Source organism: Rhodococcus sp. NPDC059969 (genome assembly GCF_042738325.1).
Lineage (GTDB): Bacteria > Actinomycetota > Actinomycetes > Mycobacteriales > Mycobacteriaceae > Rhodococcus_F.
The window spans coordinates 228,872-247,540 of record NZ_JBHWUF010000005.1; the positions used below are offsets into that span (position 1 = coordinate 228,872).

Genomic DNA, 18,669 nt, shown 5'->3' on the forward strand with positions numbered 1-18,669 from the left:
CAGACACAAGACTTCACGTTACCCAGCGTCGACAGAAAAGCCCGCGACCGGCCCGATCACGATGATCGCCGGAGGCTTGATCTCCTCGTCCTTGACGCGCTGAGCAACGGTCGCGAGATCGGCACGGACCTCACGCTGAGTACGAAGTGTGCCCTCTTGGATGACGATGACCGGAGTGGTTGCCGGGCGTCCACCGTCGACGAGCGCCTTGGCGAACTGATCGATGCGCTCGACCGCCATGAGCAGCACGATCGTGCCGCGCAGCTTGGCCAGCGCCGACCAGTCGACCAGCGAATCCGGATGATCCGGAGCCACGTGCCCACTCACGACGACGAACTCGTGGGTGACGCCGCGGTGGGTGACCGGGATGCCTGCGGCCGACGGGACCGAGATCGCGCTCGTGATTCCGGGCACTACGGTCACCGGAACGCCGGCGGCGGCGCACGCTTCGAGTTCTTCGTATCCCCGCCCGAAGACGTACGGGTCCCCACCCTTGAGTCGGACGACGAACTTCCCGGCCTTGGCGTTGTCGATCAGTGCGGCGTTGATGGCCTCCTGAGCCATGGCGCGGCCGTACGGAATCTTCGCGGCGTCGATGACCTCGACGTCCGGACCCAGTTCGGCGAGCAACTCGGGTGGAGCCAATCGGTCGGCGACGACGACGTCGGCACGAGCGAGCAACCGGCGTCCGCGCACGGTGATCAGATCGGGGTCACCGGGGCCACCACCGACGAGGGCTACGCCCGCAGCGGCAGGCTCGGCCGTATCGGCGAGTACGCCCGACTGAAGACCTTCGACGACGGCGGTGCGGACCGCTGCCGAACGACGGTGATCGCCGCCGGCCAGAATTCCGATGCTCATACCGTCGTACTCGGCGCTGGCGGGAGTTACCGCGGTGCCGTGCTTCGCGTTGTCGGCGCGCACGCAGAATATGTGGCGACGCTCCGCTTCGGCGACGATCGCCGCATTGGTTTCCGGTTCGTCGGTCGACGCGATGGCGTACCACGCACCTTCGAGGTCACCATCGGCGTACGGACGCTCTTCGACCGTGATCTGCCCGGCCGTGGCCATGCCTTCGACCGCTGGAGTGAACGCGCGGCTGATGACGTGAACACGGGCACCGGATGCGACAAGCAGTCCGAGACGGCGCTGAGCCACCGTGCCACCGCCGAACACGACCACGCGTCGATCGGTCAGGTTGAGGCCGACCAGGTAGTTGGTCTCGTCTGCGGTGGACTCGCTCACTCGCACTCCGTTTCGTCGTCAGAATTGTTCAAGCTGGAGGGAACTTTACGGGCCGCGGCTACGGTCACTCCATCCCTGGCAGTCTTGGCCAGCACGAGCCGGCCGCCCCCGGACGCGAGGATCGCGGCCGCTTCCGCAACGCTCGGCGTCCCGATCGCGTTCTCGACGCGAGATGACGGCGACGGAACCTGAACGCGCGCAAGCACGCCCGGTGCAAAACTTACAATCGGGACGTTCAGTTCATCGGCCGCTGCCAGCAGAGCCGGGGACTCGGCTTTTGCCGTCGCAGTGGCGAGTACCACGATCTTCCAACGCCCTCGCAGTACGGCGTTCACCGCAGTGACGATGTCCTTCGCGGTGGCACTCGTCGTGAATCCAATGCCAAGACAGAGGTCATCCTCGGGCGGCATCGACGAACTTCGCGATCGATTCGGGCTGCCCCACCGGATGAGTATGCAGATACGACGCGTGGACACCGCCGCGAATGAATCCCTCGCGGACGCTACCGCCGTCCCACGGCCGCCAACCCCATGCACTTGCACACCCGTCGGCGTCGGCCGAGACCAGCGAGGTTCGGTGGAACTCGTGCCCGGTGACGCGGGCGCCGGCGTCGAAGAGGCTCGATCCGCTGATCGCGACCGCTTCCCGGTACCCGAGGGTCAGGCGTTTCCCGAACGTCGCATCCACCCCGACAACACCGGCCATGCTGTGACCGTCCAGGCTGCGAGCAAGGTAGAGCAGACCGGCACACTCCGCATGGATCGGCGCACCGCCGTCCGCCAGGTCACGAACCTGCTGCAGCAGAACGGTATTGGCCGCAAGATCTACCGCGTGCTCTTCCGGGAAACCGCCGGGAAGGACCAGAGCGGCAGTTCGTGCGGGAAGCTCGTCGTGCATCGGATCGAACACCTGGACGTCGGCGCCGGCAGCGGACAGCAGTTCTCGGTGCTCGGCGTAGCCGAAGGTGAAGGCGGGTCCACCAGCCATGGCGACCACAGGCCGAGAGTCGCCGTGTTCGCCGACTTCGGCAACCGGATCCCACGCACCTGAACTCACGTTCGATGCGGCCAGCTCGCGAACAGCGCCGAGATCGACGTGCGAGGCAATCAGGTCGGACATCGCGTCCACCGCGGCCACGGCGGCCGCGCCGTGCTCTGCCGCCGGAATCAACCCGAGATGACGGGAGGGAACTTCGAGTTCCGTCAACCGCGGTACAACTCCGAGCACTGCGACGCCGACCTTGTCGCACGCGTGCCGCAACACCTGTTCGTGGCGAGCACTGCCCACACGATTGAGGATGACGCCGCCGATCCGCACACCCGCGTCGTACGTCGCGAAGCCGTGCAGTACGGCGGCCAGACTCTGACTGTGTCCACGGGCGTCGATCACGAGAACCACCGGCGCACCGAGGATCGACGCGACCTGCGCCGTCGATCCTTCGGCCGACGGCTGCGAGTTGGCCTCGTCGATCTTGCCGTCGAACAAGCCCATGACACCTTCGACCACTGCGATGTCGCAGCCGCCTGTTCCGTGCCGGTAGAGCGGGCCGATGCGATCCGGGCCCACCAGGACAGTGTCGAGGTTGCGTCCAGGTCGACCCGCTGCGAGCCCGTGATAACCCGGATCGATGTAGTCCGGCCCCACTTTGAAAGGCGCGACGCTGCTGCCGGACCGCCGGAGCGCACCGATCAATCCCGTTGCCACCGTGGTTTTTCCGCTACCCGAGGCAGGGGCGGCAATCACCACGGCCGGCGTGGAAACACTCACCATTCGATGCCCCGTTGGCCCTTTCGGCCGGCATCCATGGGGTGCTTGATCTTGGTCATCTCGGTTACGAGGTCGGCGGCGTCGATCAACGCCTGCGGGGCGTCGCGTCCCGTGATGACAACGTGCTGGTTGCCCGGACGATCGCGCAGTGTCTGCACGACCTCGTCGACGTCGACCCAGCCCCACTTGAGCGGATAGGTGAACTCGTCGAGGACATAGAATCGATGTTCCTCGCCTGCAAGCCTTCTCGCGATCTCCTGCCAACCCTCAGCGGCGGCAGCGGCATGGTCTTCTTCGCTACCGGCCTTGCGTGTCCATGACCAGCCTTCGCCCATCTTGTGCCACTGCACCGGCCCACCGACGCCGGTTTCGTCGTGCAAGTCTCCGAGGGCGCGGAATGCGGCTTCCTCACCGACCTTCCACTTGGCACTCTTCACGAATTGGAAGACGCCGATGTCGAACCCCTGGTTCCAGGCGCGCAGCGCCATGCCGAAAGCGGCAGTGGACTTACCCTTTCCAGGGCCGGTGTGCACGGCGAGCACCGGTGCGTTACGACGCTGACGCGTGGTCAGACCGTCGTCGGGAACTGTCTCGGGAACACCCTTGGGCATCGTGAACTCCTGAGCTCGGATTTAGGCTGCGGCGCGGACGACACCCGCGACCTGCTGCGCTGACAATTCGGCAAGGCGGACGTATCCGCCACGAAGTTCTCGGGCCAACTCGGCCGCCAAGCCCAGACGAACGAGGCCGGTCTCGCAGTCGACGACGATGGACGCGACTGACGCGTCGGCAAGAAGATGCGCGGCGACGCGGGCGCGATGCAGCGCATCCTTGCCGCCGGTAGCCCGGCCGTCGGTGAGCGTGACGACGAGAGCGCGGCGCTGCGGGTCACGAAGGCGCTCACGCAGAACCACCTCGCGGGCACGCAGGAATCCTTCTGCAAGTGGGGATTTGCCGCCGGTACGCATGGACTGCAGACGGCGAACGGCGATGTCCACCGAAGACGTCGGCGGCAGGACGAGCTCCGCGTCGCGGCCGCGAACAGTGATGACGGCGACCTTGTCGCGGCGCTGGTAGGCGTCGCGGAGCAGCGAGACAACCGCACCTGTGACCGCGGAGAGCCGATCGCGAGCTGCCATCGACCCCGAGGCGTCGACAACAAAGACGATCAGATTGCCTTCTCGCCCTTCACGAATCGCGCCGCGAAGGTCATCAGGTGCCAGTCGCAACCGCCCCGCAGTACGACCGCGCGCAACTTGGGACTCGGCTGCGGCGAAGACCGTACTCGTCAAATGCAACCCGTGACCCCGCTCCCGGGTGGATCGCACGACCCGTCCGCGGGACGACATGGATCGCGAGCGGCGTCCCGGAGCACCTTCGCCGACGCCAGGAACCTCGAGGAGCTTGGCCTTGAACTCGCCGGCGGGCGGAGCCGAGGGTCGCTCAGTAGCGCGCACTCCCCCACCTGGCCCGTCAGGGTCTTCAGGGCCGTCATCATCTGGGCCCTCATCGCCTGGTCCCCCATCTTCGGGGCCGCGACCGTCGGGATTCTCGGGAGGTTCGGGCTCGCCGTCGCGCGCGTCGTCCTCGACCTGCGACCGGGCATCCTGATCAGCCTGCTCGAGTGCATCGTCCAACTGCTGCTGATCCAAGCCGGGCTCGTCGAACGGGTCACGGCGGCGGCGATGCGGCAGCGTCAGTTCCGCTGCTACTCGCACGTCCTCCGCAGTGACCTCGCTGTCGCCTCGCCACGCGGCATGGGCGGTCGCGGTGCGCGCGAGCACCAAGTCGGCGCGCATTCCGTCGACGTCGAACGACGCACACAGTGAGGCGATCCGTCGCAGCTCCCGATTGCTCAACTCGACGGAGTCCAGTTTGTTACGCGCCGTATGGATTTCGGCTGCCAACTCTTGATCGGCTGATTCGTACCGAGCGACAAATGCCTCGGGGTCACGCTCGTAGTCGAGGCGGCGACGCACCACTTCCATGCGAACGTCGACGTCGCGGGAAGCTGCGACATCGACCGCCAGACCGAAACGGTCCAACAACTGCGGACGCAGTTCTCCCTCTTCGGGATTCATCGTGCCGACGAGTACGAACTTGGCCGGATGCGAATGGGAGATGCCGTCACGCTCGATGTGAACCCGTCCCATTGCTGCGGCGTCGAGAAGCACGTCGACCAGGTGGTCGTGAAGCAGATTCACCTCGTCGACGTACAGAACGCCCTGGTGAGCGGCCGCGAGAAGTCCAGGTTGGAAAGCGCGTTCCCCGTCACGGAGAACCTTCTCGAGATCGATGGACCCGATCACCCGGTCTTCGGTGGCGCCGACGGGCAGTTCCACCAAGCGGGCCGGTCGCGTCGTTCCGGCGTCGTCGACCGCCGGCAGCAGCGCAGTCAGCGCGCGCACGACCGTCGACTTGGCAGTTCCCTTCTCACCGCGAACCAGGACTCCACCGATCCCCGGATGCACAGCACACAGGATCAGCGCCAATCGCAATTGATCCTGGCCGACCACAGCACTGAACGGGAAGCCCGCTACTGGTCGATCTTCTTCACTTCGCACGTCGATATCCCTCCACCTCTCGGTTTCCTCGCCGAGAATTTGGCTGCACTCGAATGTCGCGGCAACCTGGCTGAGATCTCCCGGACGATCGGTAGAGGAGAGATCTTTCACAGTGGCGGGACCGCGCCTGAATCGAACAGGACTTCCCCGCGAGCATTCGGTATCGAAAAAACCCTAGTCGGCTCACTTTCCCATGAGCCGACCAGGGTCAAATCTCGAACAAACTAGCTGACAGCCACGAAGGGCTCTCCCCCACCACGACGCATCGGGGTGTGCGGGATGCCGTCTTCGATGAACTCTTCGCCGTCGGCCTTGAATCCGTGCTTGGCGTACATCTCGACCAGGTAGGTCTGCGCATTGATCCGGCACGGCGCTTCGCCGACCTCGGCCAGTGCGGCCTGCAGGAGGCGGGTCGTGTGGCCCTGACCGCGCGCCTGACGCGACGTGCAGAGACGTCCGATTCGGAAGCTCTTGTTGCCGTCGTCGTGCTCTTCGAGCAGACGGAGTGTGCACACCACCTGGCCGTCCTGCTCGAGCCAGAAGTGACGCGTCTCCGTCAGCAAGTCCCGCCCGTCCAACTCGGGATACGGGCAGGCCTGCTCGACGACAAAGACCTCCACTCGAAGCTTCAACAACTCGTAGAACGTCTTGTTGTCGAGATCGAGTGCCCATGAACGCTTCAAAGCTGCTGTTGCCGTCATGGGTTGGACTATCACACAGTCGCGGCGGTATCCGCGACCGGAGCCGATCCGGAAGCTCCGGCGGAATCGAGTTCGAGGACCTTCGAAGACCAATCCCACACCTGGTTGAACAGGCCCTCGTTGTCGGTGAGCTTGACGCCGATGGACGGAACCATCTCGCGAAGCTTGCCCTTCCAGCCCTGGAACTCGGTCGGGAAGCAGCGCTCGAGTACGTCCAGCATCGCCGGGACGGCCGTGGAAGCACCGGGCGAAGCACCGAGCAGACCGGCGATGGAACCGTCCTCAGCGGCGACCACAGCGGTACCGAATTCGAGGACGCCGCCCTTACCCTTGGCCCGGCGGATCACCTGGACACGCTGACCTGCGGTGATCAGTTCCCAGTCCTGCGCCTGCGCCTTGGGCGCGAATTCACGCAGATCCCAGATGCGACCGGCCTCGTTCTTGGCGAGTTCGCTGACCAGGTACTTGACCAGGCCGAGCTCGCTGACGCCGACGCCGAGCATCGAGAGGATGTTGTTGGGCTTGACCGAGCCGGGCAAGTCCGTGACGCGACCCTGCTTGAGGAACTTCGGCGACCAACCTGCGTAGGGACCGAACAGCAGACCCGGCTTGTTGCCGATGACACGGGTGTCGAGGTGCGGCACCGACATGGGCGGGGCGCCGACGGCGGCCTTGCCGTAAACCTTGGCGCTGTGCTGGTCGATGAGTTCGGGGTTGGTGCATCGCAAGAAAGCACCGCTGACCGGGAAGCCGCCGAAGCCCTTGGCTTCCTTGATGCCCGACTTCTGCAGCAGGTGCAGGGCGCCACCACCAGCTCCGACGAACACGAAGCGCGAGCGAACGGTGCGCTTTTCACCGGTACGACGGTTGGTGACCTTGACGGTCCACGACTTGTCCGAGTTCTGGGTCAGGTTGGTGACCTCGTGACCGAAGTACATCTTGCCGCCGGTCTTACCAATGTAGCCGATGAGCTGCTTGGTGAGCGCTCCGAAATCGACGTCGGTGCCGTCCTGGCTCCAGTTCAGTGCGAAGGGCTCGGAGAAGTCGCGTCCCTTGGCCATGAGCGGCAAACGCTTGCTGAACTCGGCCGGATCGTCGATGTACTCCATACCGCGGAAGAGCGTGTGGCCGGCAAGTGCGTCGTAGCGAGCACGCAGGTACTTGGCGTTGGCCTCACCGTGAACGAAGCTCACGTGAGCGATGGGGTTGATGAATTCCTTGGGCTGAGTCAGGACGCCCTGCTCGACCGCGTGCGCCCAGAACTGGCGAGACACCTGGAACTGCTCGTTGACGTTGACGGCCTTCTTGATGTCGACCGTGCCGTCCGAGTTCTCCGGAGTGTAATTGAGCTCACACAGGGCGGAGTGACCGGTTCCCGCGTTGTTCCAGGGGTCGCTGCTCTCGGCTGCGACGGCATCGAGCCGCTCGAAGGTCGAGATCGACCAATCGGGCTGCAGCTGGCGCAGCAATGCGCCCAGCGTGGCACTCATGATGCCTGCGCCCACGAGCACTACATCCGTCTTCGTCTCTACCGCGTTCTGATTCGACACTGGAGAATCGACTTCCTTGTCATTAGCCGTGCGCGCATCCGCCTGCTGTGTTACGCCGAACAGGTTACCCGTGCGTACACGCGCGGTTCACCACCCCCAATTGTGCTCTACAACGCGCACTCGAAACGACGATTAGATTGTGATTTGTGACTACTTGGGTTCCAGACGTCCTCGGTGACGGATATCAGCAGCTGACGATCCCGCTCGGAACGGATCCGGACGGCGAAGGCGAGGTGGACGCGACACTGGTCCGCTACCAACCGCAGAAGGAGGCGGTGAAGACACGCCGTGCCGTTTTGTACGTGCACGGTTTCACCGATTACTTCTTCCAGAAGCACCTTGCCGAGCACTTCGCCGAGCAGGGCTACGCCTTCTTTGCACTCGACCTGCGTAAGTGCGGCCGGTCCCTCAAGCCGGGACACACAGCGCACTACGTCTCCGACCTCGCGCTCTACGACGCCGAACTGAACGAGGCGCTGCGCATCGTCGGCAACGAGACCGACGGCAGCGAGGTGCTGCTGATGGCGCACTCCACCGGTGGTCTGATCGTTCCGCTGTGGCTGAACCGCTTGCAGCGCAAGCCCGGTGGCAGCGCCGGAGCCGGAATCTGCGGTCTAGTCCTCAACAGCCCGTGGTTCGACCTTCAGGGACCTTCGGTGGTTCGCAACGTCGGTACCACCGCTATCGACGCCCTCGGTCGGGTCTCGGCAAAGACCGTGATCCCCGGTACCGGGCTACCGACTTACGGTTCCAGTCTTCACGTTTCGGCCAACGGAGTCTGGGATTACAACCTCGACTGGAAGCCGCTGGCCGGCTGCCCCGTCACCTTCGGCTGGATGCGGGCCGTCCGAGCGGGTCACGCAAAACTGCACCGCGGCCTCGACATCGGGGTGCCTGCACTGATTCTGCGCTCGAAGAAGTCGCAGTTCGCCAAGGCGTACAACCCGAGCGTCGACCTGGCGGATTCTGTGCTCGACGTCAAGCAGATCGCACGTTGGGCCGGTTGCCTCGGCGATCGCACCAGCATCGTCCCGATCGACGGCGCCCGTCACGACGTGTTCCTGTCCACCGAGAAGCCCTTGGCCACAGCCTTTTCCGAACTCGACCTGTGGCTGGAGTGGCTCGACGGCCACCTCACGCAGGCGGTAGAAAGTTCGGCAAGCACCGCAAGCAACACACAGGAGATCGCGCAGTGACGCACTACGACCTTGCAATCATCGGCAGCGGATCCGGAAACTCGCTGCCCGACGAGCGGTTCGACGGCAAGAAGATCGCAATCCTCGAAGAGGGCACGTTCGGCGGCACGTGCCTCAATGTCGGATGCATCCCGACCAAGATGTTCGTCTACGCCGCCGAGGTGGCACGCACCATCACCACTGCCGAGAAGTACGGCGTCGACGCCACGCTCGACGGCGTCCGTTGGTCCGACATCGTCAAGCGCGTCTTCGGCCGCATCGATCCCATTTCTGCAGGTGGCGAGCGGTATCGCAGCGAAGACAGCCCCAACACCACCGTTTACCGCGGCCACGCGACGTTCACCGGCGAGAAGACGATCGACACCGGAACCGGCGAGACGATCACCGCCGATCAGGTGGTCATCGCGGCCGGGTCACGCCCGATCATCCCGGAAGAGATCGCGTCGAGTGGGGTGAAGTACTACACCAACGAAGACATCATGCGACTGCCTGAACTTCCCGAGCACCTGGTCATCGTCGGCTCCGGATTCATCGCCACCGAATTCGCACACGTGTTCTCCGCGTTGGGTTCTCGCGTGTCGATCATCGGTCGCAGCCAGCGACTGCTGCGGCACCTCGACGACGAGATCTCCGAGCGTTTCACCGAGTTGGCCGAACAGAAGTGGGACGTCCATCTGGGCTCCCCCCTCACGTCGGTACGCGGCGACGGCGACAACATCGCCGTCGAACTGGCAAACGGCACAGTTGTTTCCGGTGACGTTCTCCTCGTCGCGGTGGGTCGTGCGCCGAACGGTGACCTACTCGGTCTCGACAAGGCCGGCGTCGACCTCGACGACAAGGGCTCGATCGTGGTCGACGAATACCAACGCACCACCGCAGAGGGCGTCTTCGCGCTCGGTGACGTCTCGTCGCCGTACCAGCTCAAGCACGTCGCCAATCACGAAGCGCGAGTCGTTCAGCACAACCTCCTTCAGGATGCATGGAAGGACACGTCCGGACTTCGCAGCACCGACCACCGCTTCGTACCCGCCGCAGTGTTCACCGACCCGCAGATCGCCGATGTCGGCATGACGGAGAAGCAGGCCCGCGACGCCGGACTCGACATCAGCGTCAAGGTGCAGGCATACGGAGACGTCGCGTACGGGTGGGCGATGGAGGATCAGGAGGGTGTCTGCAAGGTGATCGCCGAGCGCGGCACCGGACGCATTCTCGGTGCCCACGTCATGGGTACGCAGGCTCCGACGGTGATCCAGCCGCTCATCCAGGCGATGAGCTTCGGTTTGTCAGCTCAGGACATGGCGCGCGGCCAGTACTGGATCCACCCGGCCCTGGCCGAAGTAGTCGAGAACGCGCTGCTCGGCCTCGACATCTGAGCCCCCGCACCCCGTACGACATACAAAAGGCGGGCACTCCGCGCAATGGGAGTGCCCGCCTTTTCGCATGTCAGAGTTTCACCAGGGGCTGGTACGCAGCACGATCTCGGTTGCGAGTTCGGCCGGTGCCGATTTCACGACGTCGTCGACACCCGGAAGTTCCGTCACGCGGAAATCGGAGTACACGAAACGACCGCTGGCGTCGGCAATGGCCCGACCCCCACTGCCCACGACGACCGTAGTCGGAACCTCGACCGGTGGAACGCCGGCAATATCGCTCGCCGACGGATGTCCGCGGTCCACCGCGATCAGACTCGCGAAGCGGCCGAACTGCCGTGCCGCCAACAGCCAGGCGAGATCAGCTCCCTCCCGGTGACCGACCAGGTTCACCCAGGCGATGTTCAACTCGTCCAGAAGTACCACTGCCGATGTCTCGTCGAGATTCTCGATCGATTCCACCGCGACGGTCCGCAGATCCGAATGATGCAGTCGCTCACACACATCGTCGTACAAGTCGACGGGGTCGCCCTTGCCGGGGAGCAGGAGTACCGCATGCTTGCTGACCGGCCCGTCGATCCGAACGGTGCACGAACCACTGCCCACCGCTACTCGAGTCAATTCCATGTCTGGAAACGGTACGCGATCCACACTGTGGAGGACCCTGGAGTCGACAGAAGTATGACCACTCATACATTCTCACCACCGCCTGCGAGTCCGATTTGTTCGCTCTGCACCACCTCCCCACTGAGCGAAAGTGGCTTTCGGCGCATCTGAGGCGACGGACGTACCGTTCGCTCGAAGTGGGGGTGGTCCGAACAGTCCGAACTCGAGTGAGGGCGCGGGGCTAGGTGCCGGACGGCTTCGGGAGCCGCGTCATTCCGTAGACGTGATCAGCGCGCACCGTGAGGATCTGTCGACGCTCCGCCACCATCGCTTCGCGGTACTCCTCCCAGTCGGGATGCTCCTGACCGCTGATGTCCCGGTAGAGCTCGACCAAGGCGTCCGACACTTCGTCGTGAGGATCGGCCGCCGCGGGTGTCACCACGGCAAGTCCTTCGATCACGGCATAGCTCCAGAAGTCGGGCGCGCTGACGTGGAGGGAAACCCGCGGATCACGCAGGGCATTACGGCTCTTGGCACGATCTGCGGTGATGGACACCGAAGCCGTCTTCGACTCGACGTCCCACCGGTAAATGATGTTGGACAACTGTGGGCGGCCGTCGCGTTTGACGGTCGCCAGCACTCCTTGCTTTCCCTCGGCCACAAGTGCGAACAACGCGTCGTCAGTGCCTGTGTCATTGCTCATAACTGCACCAACGACGCCGTGCGGCCGGTTTGTTCCGGAGGCAGTCCAGTTCGAAGATTGCGGACCGCAATCGCGCGACTGCTCTTCCCCCGATCGACGGCGGCGGACAAAGATGGTCGGCATGGCAAATTCTCGCGACATTCTCCGGCTGACTGCGTTCAGTTCGGATCCCGCCGGCGGCAATCCGGCCGGCGTGCTGCTCGACGCCCGTGGGCTCGACGACTCCGAATTACAATCTGTTGCAGCCGAAATCGGGTATGCAGAGACGGCGTTTCTCACCGAACCGGCACTCGGAGACAACCCGCGCCACAGCCGTATCCGCTACTTCTCCCCCATCGCCGAAGTACCGTTCTGCGGTCATGCCACCATCGCGACAGCCGTAGCACTCACCGAGCGCGACGGCAGCGGGACCTTCACATTCGAAACACCGATCGGACCGGTATCCATCGACACGGCGACCGACGAAGACGGGCGATCCACCGCGACCTTCACCAGCGTCGAACCGTCGGTCACGCCGATCGATCATGCCGTGTTGACGGCACTGCTCGGGCTGATCGGCGTCGATTCGTCTGCACTGGACCAGCGGTATCCCGCCATGCTCTCGTACGCCGGCAACACGCACCCGATCGTTGTCCTTCGGGATCAGGGGACGTTCGACGAGTTCACCTTCGATCCATCCGCAATGCGAACTCTGATGGACGCGCAGGGGTGGGCGGGCACGGTGACGATCCTGCATCCCCTCGACGACAACACCTTCGAAGCTCGAAATCTGTTTCCGGTCGGAAACATCGTCGAGGATCCCGCGACCGGGTCTGCAGCGGCGTCGACCGGCGGTTACCTGCGCGAACTTGATCCCGCGGCCGCTCCTCGCCGGATCACCATCCACCAGGGCCGACACGTCGGGCGACCCAGCGTTCTCGCGGTCGAGATCCCGGTCGACGGCGGTATCGCGGTCACGGGCACCGCCGTGCCCATCACCGATCCGCGGTAGCTGCCCGGCGATGAGTTTCTCCGGGTCCGCAGGTCTACATCACTACACCGTCACAAGACCATGGCATCGAACCGGGAGAACATCATGTCTGCAATCGCGTCAACCGCACACAACCTCCACCTAACCAAGCCGCGTGCCGTACTCGGGGCCACCGTCATTGCCCTCGTCGCCAACCTGATCCTGTGGTTGATCGGCCTGGCATTGGGCGGATCGTTCGAGATGACAGATCAGGGAAAGGTGGCGAGCGTAGCTCCCGGCGGGGTCATCACACTGACGGTGGTGCCGCTGCTGGTCGGTTTGTCGCTCGCAATGTTGATCTCACTGAAGTGGGAGCCGATCATCCGCATCGCTCAGGTCGTGGGTGCGGTGTTTGCGCTCGGCACCATCGCTCTGACGATCGCCGCGGACTTCGACGCCGCCAGCACGGTCATGCTCGCTCTGATGCACGTGGTTGTCGCCGCGGGCGTCGTCGTCGCGCTCGAGGCTGTACGTCGGTCTCCGTCGAACTAGACCGCGGTTGGCGGCGCGGAATACGTCTCGACGATCTCGGCTGCCACGTCACGCAACCTGGTGTTCGTGGTCTGAGACTGCTTGCGCAGCATGTGAAATGCGGTGTCGGCGTCGATCCGATGGATGGCCATCAGCATGCCTTTGGCCTGTTCTATCGGCGCCCGGGTCTCGAGCGCGCGTTGCAAGGCATCAGCCACCGCCCTGGCAGATTTGAAGCGAGAGAAGTCGCCGATCGCACGTGAGACTGTTGTCGTGAGGATCTCCATGACGTCCGCGTCGACGCTGTCGAAGGCCGCTGGAGCGCGTCCGTACAGGTTGAATGAACCGAGCCGCTGATCCGGTGTGAAGAGCGGCGCCGCGAGAAATGACTTGATTCCTTCGTCTTTCGCCGCCGCCGCGAACCGTGGCCAGCGTTCCGCACTTCTCTCGGCGTCGACGACAACGGTTTCACCGGTTCGGGCTGCGTGCAGACACGGTCCGTCGCCGGCGTCGTACTGCTCGATGTCGACGCGCAGAGTCCGCGAATCGGTGTGAACGGCGGTGTAGGTCTGTCCCGCCAGATCGATCGTGACGCCGATGCTGTCGGCCCCGTCGATGGCGTCGTTCGCGATTTCGACGGCGCGCTGGAGCAGGATCACGAGTTCGTCCTCGTCGCCGATACTTCCCCCGAGCGCTGCCAGCAACTCTCGGACCGCGCTTGCAGTCAGTCGAGTTTCCGCAGCCTCGACGGCGACGTCAGCGCCGGCTGCCGTCGCGTCGTCCGGCATCACCGACGGGACCGAATCCTCGGTTCGCGGGTCGAAGCCTCTGGGGTCGAAAGCGGTATCCACGACGAAGCATTCTTCCAGTTTCGAGGGCAGGAAGGAGAGTGAGTTCGGCGACAAAACCCGGCAAACCGGCGAGCTGTCATCGCCATCGGTGGAGTGCGGCGCCGAGATTTCTTCTCGCCCGAGTGTGTTGGCCGCGAACCGCGTCCGGGCTCAGTTCCAGAACTGTCGCGATCTGCGGATACGTCATACCCTCCACTTCCCGCAGGACCCAGGCGGCGCGCTGGTGTAGGGGCAGGCGATCGAGTTCGGATTCCAAGGCGTCGAGAAATGCTGTGCCGCATACTTCTTCGCTCGGATCGCGTAATCGGGGATCGGCTTCTTCGCGGAGTTCGTCCACGTCGGCGGCGCAGGAGCCGACTTTTCGATAGAAATCCGCGATCTTGCGAGAACAGATCGCGAACAACCACGTCTTGATGCTCGAGCGCCGCTGAAACCCCGGAAGTTGGCGCCACGCGGCAACGCACGTTTCCTGGACGATGTCGTCGACGTCACTCTCGCTCGCGAGCAGTCGACGGGCAAATCGATACAAGTGCGGGCCGTATCGGCGAACGATGACATCGAAGGCTGCGTGATCGCCGAGCATTGCCGAGTCGACCAGCACCTCGTCACTGAAGTCGGCCAGCAAGCCGTCGAATTGATCTGCCACCGCGCACACTCCTACTAGGGAGCCGTCGCGGGAGTGAGGCCTGGCTATTCTACCGCGTCCACGCAGACGTCCACATCGACGCCTGCGGGAGCGCTCTCAGCCGTCGAGTGCGGAGGCAATGACGGGGAGCCCACGCGGCGCGCCGCCGTTGATCAGTTTCTCGAGCAGATCCTGGTCGAGATGCTGTTCCACAAGGTCGGCAAGCAGATCGAGTTGTTGCTCGCGCACGGCGGCAACCGAGGTGTCGGGTGCAACAACAAAACCGGTAACCGCGATCTCCCCCAGCAGACTGCGCCGATAGTCGTCACTTTCGAGGAGTCCGTGCCAGTGCGTTCCTCGAACAGACCCTCGCACGCTGCCTTCCGGTGCGCCTTCGGAACCCTCCAACAGTGGACGGTCGCCGTTGCGGACTACCCGGCCGTGATGAATCTCGTACCCGGACACCGAGATACCGTCTGCCGTGCCGGTCACCTGCGCCAGTACCTTGTCGGGCGCGAACTCGATCTCGAGATCCAGCAGTCCGAGACCCGCCGTGGTACCCGATCCCGATTCGACGTCGTCGACGATGGACTTGCCCAGCATCTGATAGCCACCGCAGATTCCCAGCACTGCCTGCCCGCGACCTGCGCGAGCGATGATCTCGTCGGCCAGACCGGTACTGCGCAACCACTCGAGATCACTGACAGTGGACTTGCTCCCCGGAATCACCACGAGGTCCGCGTCACGAATACGCGCCGCGTCGGTGATCCACGAAACCGCAACGCCCGGTTCACATGCCAGCGCCTCGACATCCGTCGAATTGGAGATCCTCGGCAGCCTGATCGCGGCGACGCTCAACCACCGATCCCCCAGAGGCGGACGCGGTCGGCCGACGGGAGCATTCCCGGTCACCCCCAACGAGTCTTCGGCATCGAGCCAGAGGTCGTCGGCAAAGGGAATCACGCCGAGTGTCGGCCGACCGGTGAGGCTGTGCAGTTGTTCGAGGCCGGGTTCCAACAGGGCAACGTCGCCGCGGAATTTGTTGATCACGAACCCGGCGATCAACGACTGATCGCTCGGCGAGAGCACCGCTACGGTGCCGAAAAGATGGGCCAGAACGCCGCCGCGATCGATGTCACCGACGACGATGACCGGAATCCGTGCGGCCTCTGCCAACCCCATGTTGGCAAGATCCGTTGCGCGTAGGTTGATTTCGGCCGGTGAACCGGCGCCTTCACAGATCACGACGTCGAACTCGGATCGAAGCGATTCGAGATCCTCGGCCACGACTCCTCGAAGCCACTGGCGATGCTGCATGTAGTCGCGAGCACCCACCGTGGTCGTCGCCTTGCCCCGAACGACAAGCTGCGACGTCCGGTCACTGCCCGGCTTGAGCAGCACCGGATTGAATCGAACACTCGGTTCGAGCCCGCACGCCCGTGCCTGAAGGGCCTGCGCACGGCCGATCTCTCCGCCGTCGAGCGTCACGACGGAATTGTTCGACATGTTCTGTGCCTTGAACGGCGCGACTCGCACGCCTCGACGCGCCAACATGCGACACAATCCGGCCACCAGAACGCTCTTGCCGGCGTCGGACGTTGTGCCCGCTACCAGCAGAGCGCCATGCATCTCCGAACTCAAGGCAGGGTGAGAATCTCTGCACCGCTCTCGGTGACCACCAGGGTGTGCTCGAACTGTGCCGTCCACTTGCGATCCTTGGTGACGACGGTCCAGCCGTCCTCCCAGATCTCGTAGTCGATACCACCGAGGTTGATCATCGGTTCGATCGTGAAGACCATGCCCGGTTCGATGATGGTCTCGACCGCGGGCTCGTCGTAGTGCAGGATCACGAGACCGTTGTGGAAGGTCTCACCGATTCCGTGCCCGGTGAAATCCCGGACGACGCCGTACCCGAAGCGGTGGGCGTACGACTCGATGACGCGTCCGATCACGTTGAGCGCGCGGCCGGGCTTGACGGCTTTGATGGCTCGCATCGTTGCCTCGTGGGTGCGCTCGACGAGCAAGCGGTTCTCCTCGGACACATCACCGGCAAGGAACGTCGCGTTGGTGTCCCCGTGTACCCCGTTGATGTATGCGGTGACGTCGATGTTGACGATGTCGCCGTCCTGGATCACGGTCGAGTCCGGGATTCCGTGGCAGATCACCTCGTTGAGGGACGTGCAGCACGACTTGGGAAAGCTCTTGTAGCCCAACGTCGACGGGTAGGCGCCGTGGTCGAGCATGAACTCGTGTGCGATGCGGTCGAGCTCGTCGGTCGTGGTACCGGGAGCCACCGCCTTGCCGGCTTCCTGGAGTGCGCCTGCGGCGATCTTGCTGGCGATGCGCATCGCCTCGATAGTCTCCGGCGTCTGAACCCAGGGCTCGTTGCCCTCTTTGGCGGTCGGCTTCCACGCGTACTCGGGCCGCTCGATCTTCGAGGGCACTGCGAGGACGGGAGAGACGGTTCCAGGGACCAATGGGGTGCGCACAGACATGCAGAACAGCCTAGACCTCGCGTCGCACGTCAGCCGGATGCACTCCAGTTCCGGAAAGCAGGATCGAGCAGGACCCTGGCGGGGGTCGACATCGTCTGTCCGAATTTCTCGAAGAGTTCGTCACGGGATTCGAAGGTGCCCAGATCACGGCCGACGAATTCGGAGAAGTCCAAGCAATCACATGAAACCGACTTACCCCAACTGACCGGAGCACGTCCGATCGCGTCGAACAGAGTTTCCTTGCCGGCGTTCGTGAACGGTTCCACATATGAGAGCGCAGCAGGTGAAACGATCTCGGAGATATCCCGCCAGCGTTCGTCGACCAGGAATTCCGGCCAAGCCAGCAGCACTGATTTCGGAATCACCGCATGTAGATGCCGAAATCTTGGATACCAGAACTCCCCACGGAGTACGAGACCGCGTACTCGGGTGGCGGTACCGTCGCGGCGAGCCAACGCTTCGACGACTGCAAGTCTCTGACTGCACGATCCGCGTCCTCGACTCAATGTCACCGACACAGGTTGCCGGTCGTCGAGCCCGTAGACCGCCCGAATCCTTGCGCCGACGCTGCGATGCGCCGACACCACGAACTCCCGCGCCGACTGGATTGCACCTCCCGCAATGTCGTCGTAGAGGCGGGCCACGTCGCCGTTGCCCCAGTCGAGAATCGGCGTCGCGGCTACATCGCCAACCGACGCGTCGTGGCGGATGTCACCGTCGCGGATTCCGCCGAGCAGCACGCACGTCATGGCGCAACAGTAGTGCGCGACCGAAATCCGTGTGCGACCGAAATCCAGCGAGCCTGACAGAATCCGACCCGTGAAGAAATGGCTGCTGTTGATCACCGCGATCCTGACCGAGGTGTCTGCGACGCTGTCGTTGCGCGCGGCCCTCGATCACCCCGCCTTGTACGTCGTGGTCGTCGCCGGATATCTGGCGGCGTTCACCGCTTTGTCGTTCGTCCTACGCGCGGGCATGGGACTCGGTGTTGCATACGGAATCTGGGGCGCAACTGGTGTCGTCCTGACAGCGGTGTTCGCGACCGTCCTTTTCGGGGATCCTCTGACAGCCACCATGGGCGTTGGGATTGCATTGGTCATCGGCGGAGTGCTGTGCGTCGAACTCGGCTCTCAGGCAGCTGCCGACAGCGGACCGGCGGACCCGGCATGACCTTCGTGTTTCTGATCGCTGCGATTATTTCCGAGGTCACCGCAACACTCTCACTGAGGATGGCGTCGCAGGACGGCAGCGACAAGCGCTGGCTTGCAGTTGTCACCGTGGGGTATCTCGCCGCTTTTGCCTTCCTCACACTCGCACTCGACGCAGGCCTGACGATCGGCGTTGCGTACGGCATCTGGACGGCGTGCGGGGTGGCACTGACGGCAATCGCATCCCGCATTCTCTTTCGCGAACCGCTGACCAGGCTGATGATCGTGGGGATCTGTCTCATCGCCGCAGGCGTGCTTCTCATCGAACTCGGAGCGGGTCACTGAGCCCAGCACATTTCAGTGTAAGG

The 18,669-nt window shown here is 63.9% G+C and carries 20 protein-coding genes; 6 read left to right on the forward strand and 14 right to left on the reverse strand.

Annotated elements, in window-relative coordinates; translation table 11 throughout:
• Nucleotides 1-18 precede the first annotated feature (18 nt).
• From cobA to mqo, 7 genes are all read right to left on the reverse strand, one after another.
• A complete protein-coding gene (cobA, locus tag ACFWAD_RS16895) occupies nucleotides 19-1,245 on the reverse strand; it encodes a uroporphyrinogen-III C-methyltransferase (protein ID WP_283303818.1) in 1,227 nt (408 codons plus the stop codon).
• Nucleotides 1,242-1,655 carry a cobalamin biosynthesis protein gene (locus tag ACFWAD_RS16900; RefSeq protein ID WP_378545740.1) on the reverse strand — a complete coding sequence of 138 codons (414 nt, stop codon included), beginning with the start codon at nucleotides 1,653-1,655 and terminating at the stop codon, nucleotides 1,242-1,244. The genes cobA and ACFWAD_RS16900 overlap by 4 nt, the downstream gene beginning before the upstream one ends.
• A complete protein-coding gene (locus tag ACFWAD_RS16905) occupies nucleotides 1,639-3,015 on the reverse strand; it encodes a cobyrinate a,c-diamide synthase (RefSeq protein ID WP_378545743.1) in 1,377 nt (458 codons plus the stop codon). The genes ACFWAD_RS16900 and ACFWAD_RS16905 overlap by 17 nt, the downstream gene beginning before the upstream one ends.
• Entirely contained in the window at nucleotides 3,009-3,623 is a 615-nt protein-coding gene (cobO, locus tag ACFWAD_RS16910) for a cob(I)yrinic acid a,c-diamide adenosyltransferase (protein WP_378545746.1), read from the reverse strand. The genes ACFWAD_RS16905 and cobO overlap by 7 nt, the downstream gene beginning before the upstream one ends.
• Before the next feature lie 21 nt (nucleotides 3,624-3,644).
• Nucleotides 3,645-5,576: a magnesium chelatase subunit D family protein gene (locus ACFWAD_RS16915; RefSeq protein ID WP_378545749.1), complete on the reverse strand. Its 1,932-nt coding sequence runs from the start codon at nucleotides 5,574-5,576 to the stop codon at nucleotides 3,645-3,647.
• Nucleotides 5,577-5,800: 224 nt separating this feature from the next.
• Entirely contained in the window at nucleotides 5,801-6,277 is a 477-nt protein-coding gene (locus ACFWAD_RS16920; protein WP_003942808.1) for a GNAT family N-acetyltransferase, read from the reverse strand.
• Between the two features lie 11 nt (nucleotides 6,278-6,288).
• Nucleotides 6,289-7,827: a malate dehydrogenase (quinone) gene (gene mqo / locus ACFWAD_RS16925; protein WP_378449480.1), complete on the reverse strand. Its 1,539-nt coding sequence runs from the start codon at nucleotides 7,825-7,827 to the stop codon at nucleotides 6,289-6,291.
• Between the two features lie 146 nt (nucleotides 7,828-7,973).
• Here mqo and ACFWAD_RS16930 point away from each other — a divergent pair, with 146 nt between their 5' ends.
• The gene (locus ACFWAD_RS16930) at nucleotides 7,974-9,023 is read left to right on the forward strand and encodes an alpha/beta hydrolase (protein WP_378545752.1); all 1,050 of its coding nucleotides are present in this window, start codon (nucleotides 7,974-7,976) and stop codon (nucleotides 9,021-9,023) included.
• Complete coding sequence (gene mtr, locus ACFWAD_RS16935; RefSeq protein WP_378545755.1) at nucleotides 9,020-10,396, forward strand: mycothione reductase; 1,377 nt, start codon at nucleotides 9,020-9,022, stop codon at nucleotides 10,394-10,396. The genes ACFWAD_RS16930 and mtr overlap by 4 nt, the downstream gene beginning before the upstream one ends.
• A gap of 78 nt (nucleotides 10,397-10,474) precedes the next feature.
• On the opposite strand, the gene ACFWAD_RS16940 is transcribed toward mtr, so the two are convergent.
• Both ACFWAD_RS16940 and ACFWAD_RS16945 read right to left on the reverse strand, forming a co-directional pair.
• Complete coding sequence (locus tag ACFWAD_RS16940; RefSeq protein WP_003942671.1) at nucleotides 10,475-11,020, reverse strand: alpha/beta fold hydrolase; 546 nt, start codon at nucleotides 11,018-11,020, stop codon at nucleotides 10,475-10,477.
• Nucleotides 11,021-11,240: 220 nt separating this feature from the next.
• On the reverse strand, nucleotides 11,241-11,702 hold the full coding sequence (locus tag ACFWAD_RS16945) for a PPOX class F420-dependent oxidoreductase (RefSeq protein WP_378449484.1): 462 nt from the start codon (nucleotides 11,700-11,702) through the stop codon (nucleotides 11,241-11,243).
• A gap of 121 nt (nucleotides 11,703-11,823) precedes the next feature.
• On the opposite strand from ACFWAD_RS16945, the gene ACFWAD_RS16950 reads away from it, so the two are divergent.
• Complete coding sequence (locus ACFWAD_RS16950; RefSeq protein ID WP_378545758.1) at nucleotides 11,824-12,693, forward strand: PhzF family phenazine biosynthesis protein; 870 nt, start codon at nucleotides 11,824-11,826, stop codon at nucleotides 12,691-12,693.
• An 84-nt stretch (nucleotides 12,694-12,777) separates the two neighbouring features.
• A complete protein-coding gene (locus ACFWAD_RS16955; protein ID WP_378449486.1) occupies nucleotides 12,778-13,203 on the forward strand; it encodes a DUF6069 family protein in 426 nt (141 codons plus the stop codon).
• Here the strand turns inward: ACFWAD_RS16955 and ACFWAD_RS16960 are convergent.
• The 5 genes from ACFWAD_RS16960 to ACFWAD_RS16980 all read right to left on the reverse strand — a co-directional run bounded on the left by ACFWAD_RS16960 (nucleotide 13,200) and on the right by ACFWAD_RS16980 (nucleotide 17,902).
• A complete protein-coding gene (locus ACFWAD_RS16960; RefSeq protein WP_378449487.1) occupies nucleotides 13,200-14,033 on the reverse strand; it encodes an ANTAR domain-containing protein in 834 nt (277 codons plus the stop codon). The genes ACFWAD_RS16955 and ACFWAD_RS16960 overlap by 4 nt on opposite strands.
• A 76-nt stretch (nucleotides 14,034-14,109) precedes the next feature.
• Complete coding sequence (locus tag ACFWAD_RS16965; RefSeq protein WP_378449488.1) at nucleotides 14,110-14,679, reverse strand: RNA polymerase sigma factor; 570 nt, start codon at nucleotides 14,677-14,679, stop codon at nucleotides 14,110-14,112.
• A gap of 96 nt (nucleotides 14,680-14,775) precedes the next feature.
• Complete coding sequence (locus ACFWAD_RS16970) at nucleotides 14,776-16,287, reverse strand: cobyric acid synthase (protein WP_378545761.1); 1,512 nt, start codon at nucleotides 16,285-16,287, stop codon at nucleotides 14,776-14,778.
• Nucleotides 16,288-16,295: 8 nt separating this feature from the next.
• Nucleotides 16,296-17,153 carry a type I methionyl aminopeptidase gene (map, locus tag ACFWAD_RS16975; protein WP_378533654.1) on the reverse strand — a complete coding sequence of 286 codons (858 nt, stop codon included), beginning with the start codon at nucleotides 17,151-17,153 and terminating at the stop codon, nucleotides 16,296-16,298.
• A 29-nt stretch (nucleotides 17,154-17,182) separates the two neighbouring features.
• Nucleotides 17,183-17,902 (reverse strand): hypothetical protein, encoded by a 720-nt coding sequence (locus ACFWAD_RS16980; RefSeq protein ID WP_378545764.1) that lies wholly within the window; start codon nucleotides 17,900-17,902, stop codon nucleotides 17,183-17,185.
• 70 nt (nucleotides 17,903-17,972) lie between these two features.
• On the opposite strand from ACFWAD_RS16980, the gene ACFWAD_RS16985 reads away from it, so the two are divergent.
• Together ACFWAD_RS16985 and ACFWAD_RS16990 are read left to right on the forward strand one after the other, a co-directional pair.
• The gene (locus ACFWAD_RS16985; RefSeq protein ID WP_378545766.1) at nucleotides 17,973-18,323 is read left to right on the forward strand and encodes a DMT family transporter; all 351 of its coding nucleotides are present in this window, start codon (nucleotides 17,973-17,975) and stop codon (nucleotides 18,321-18,323) included.
• On the forward strand, nucleotides 18,320-18,646 hold the full coding sequence (locus tag ACFWAD_RS16990; protein WP_378545769.1) for a DMT family transporter: 327 nt from the start codon (nucleotides 18,320-18,322) through the stop codon (nucleotides 18,644-18,646). The genes ACFWAD_RS16985 and ACFWAD_RS16990 overlap by 4 nt, the downstream gene beginning before the upstream one ends.
• Nucleotides 18,647-18,669: the final 23 nt, after the last annotated feature.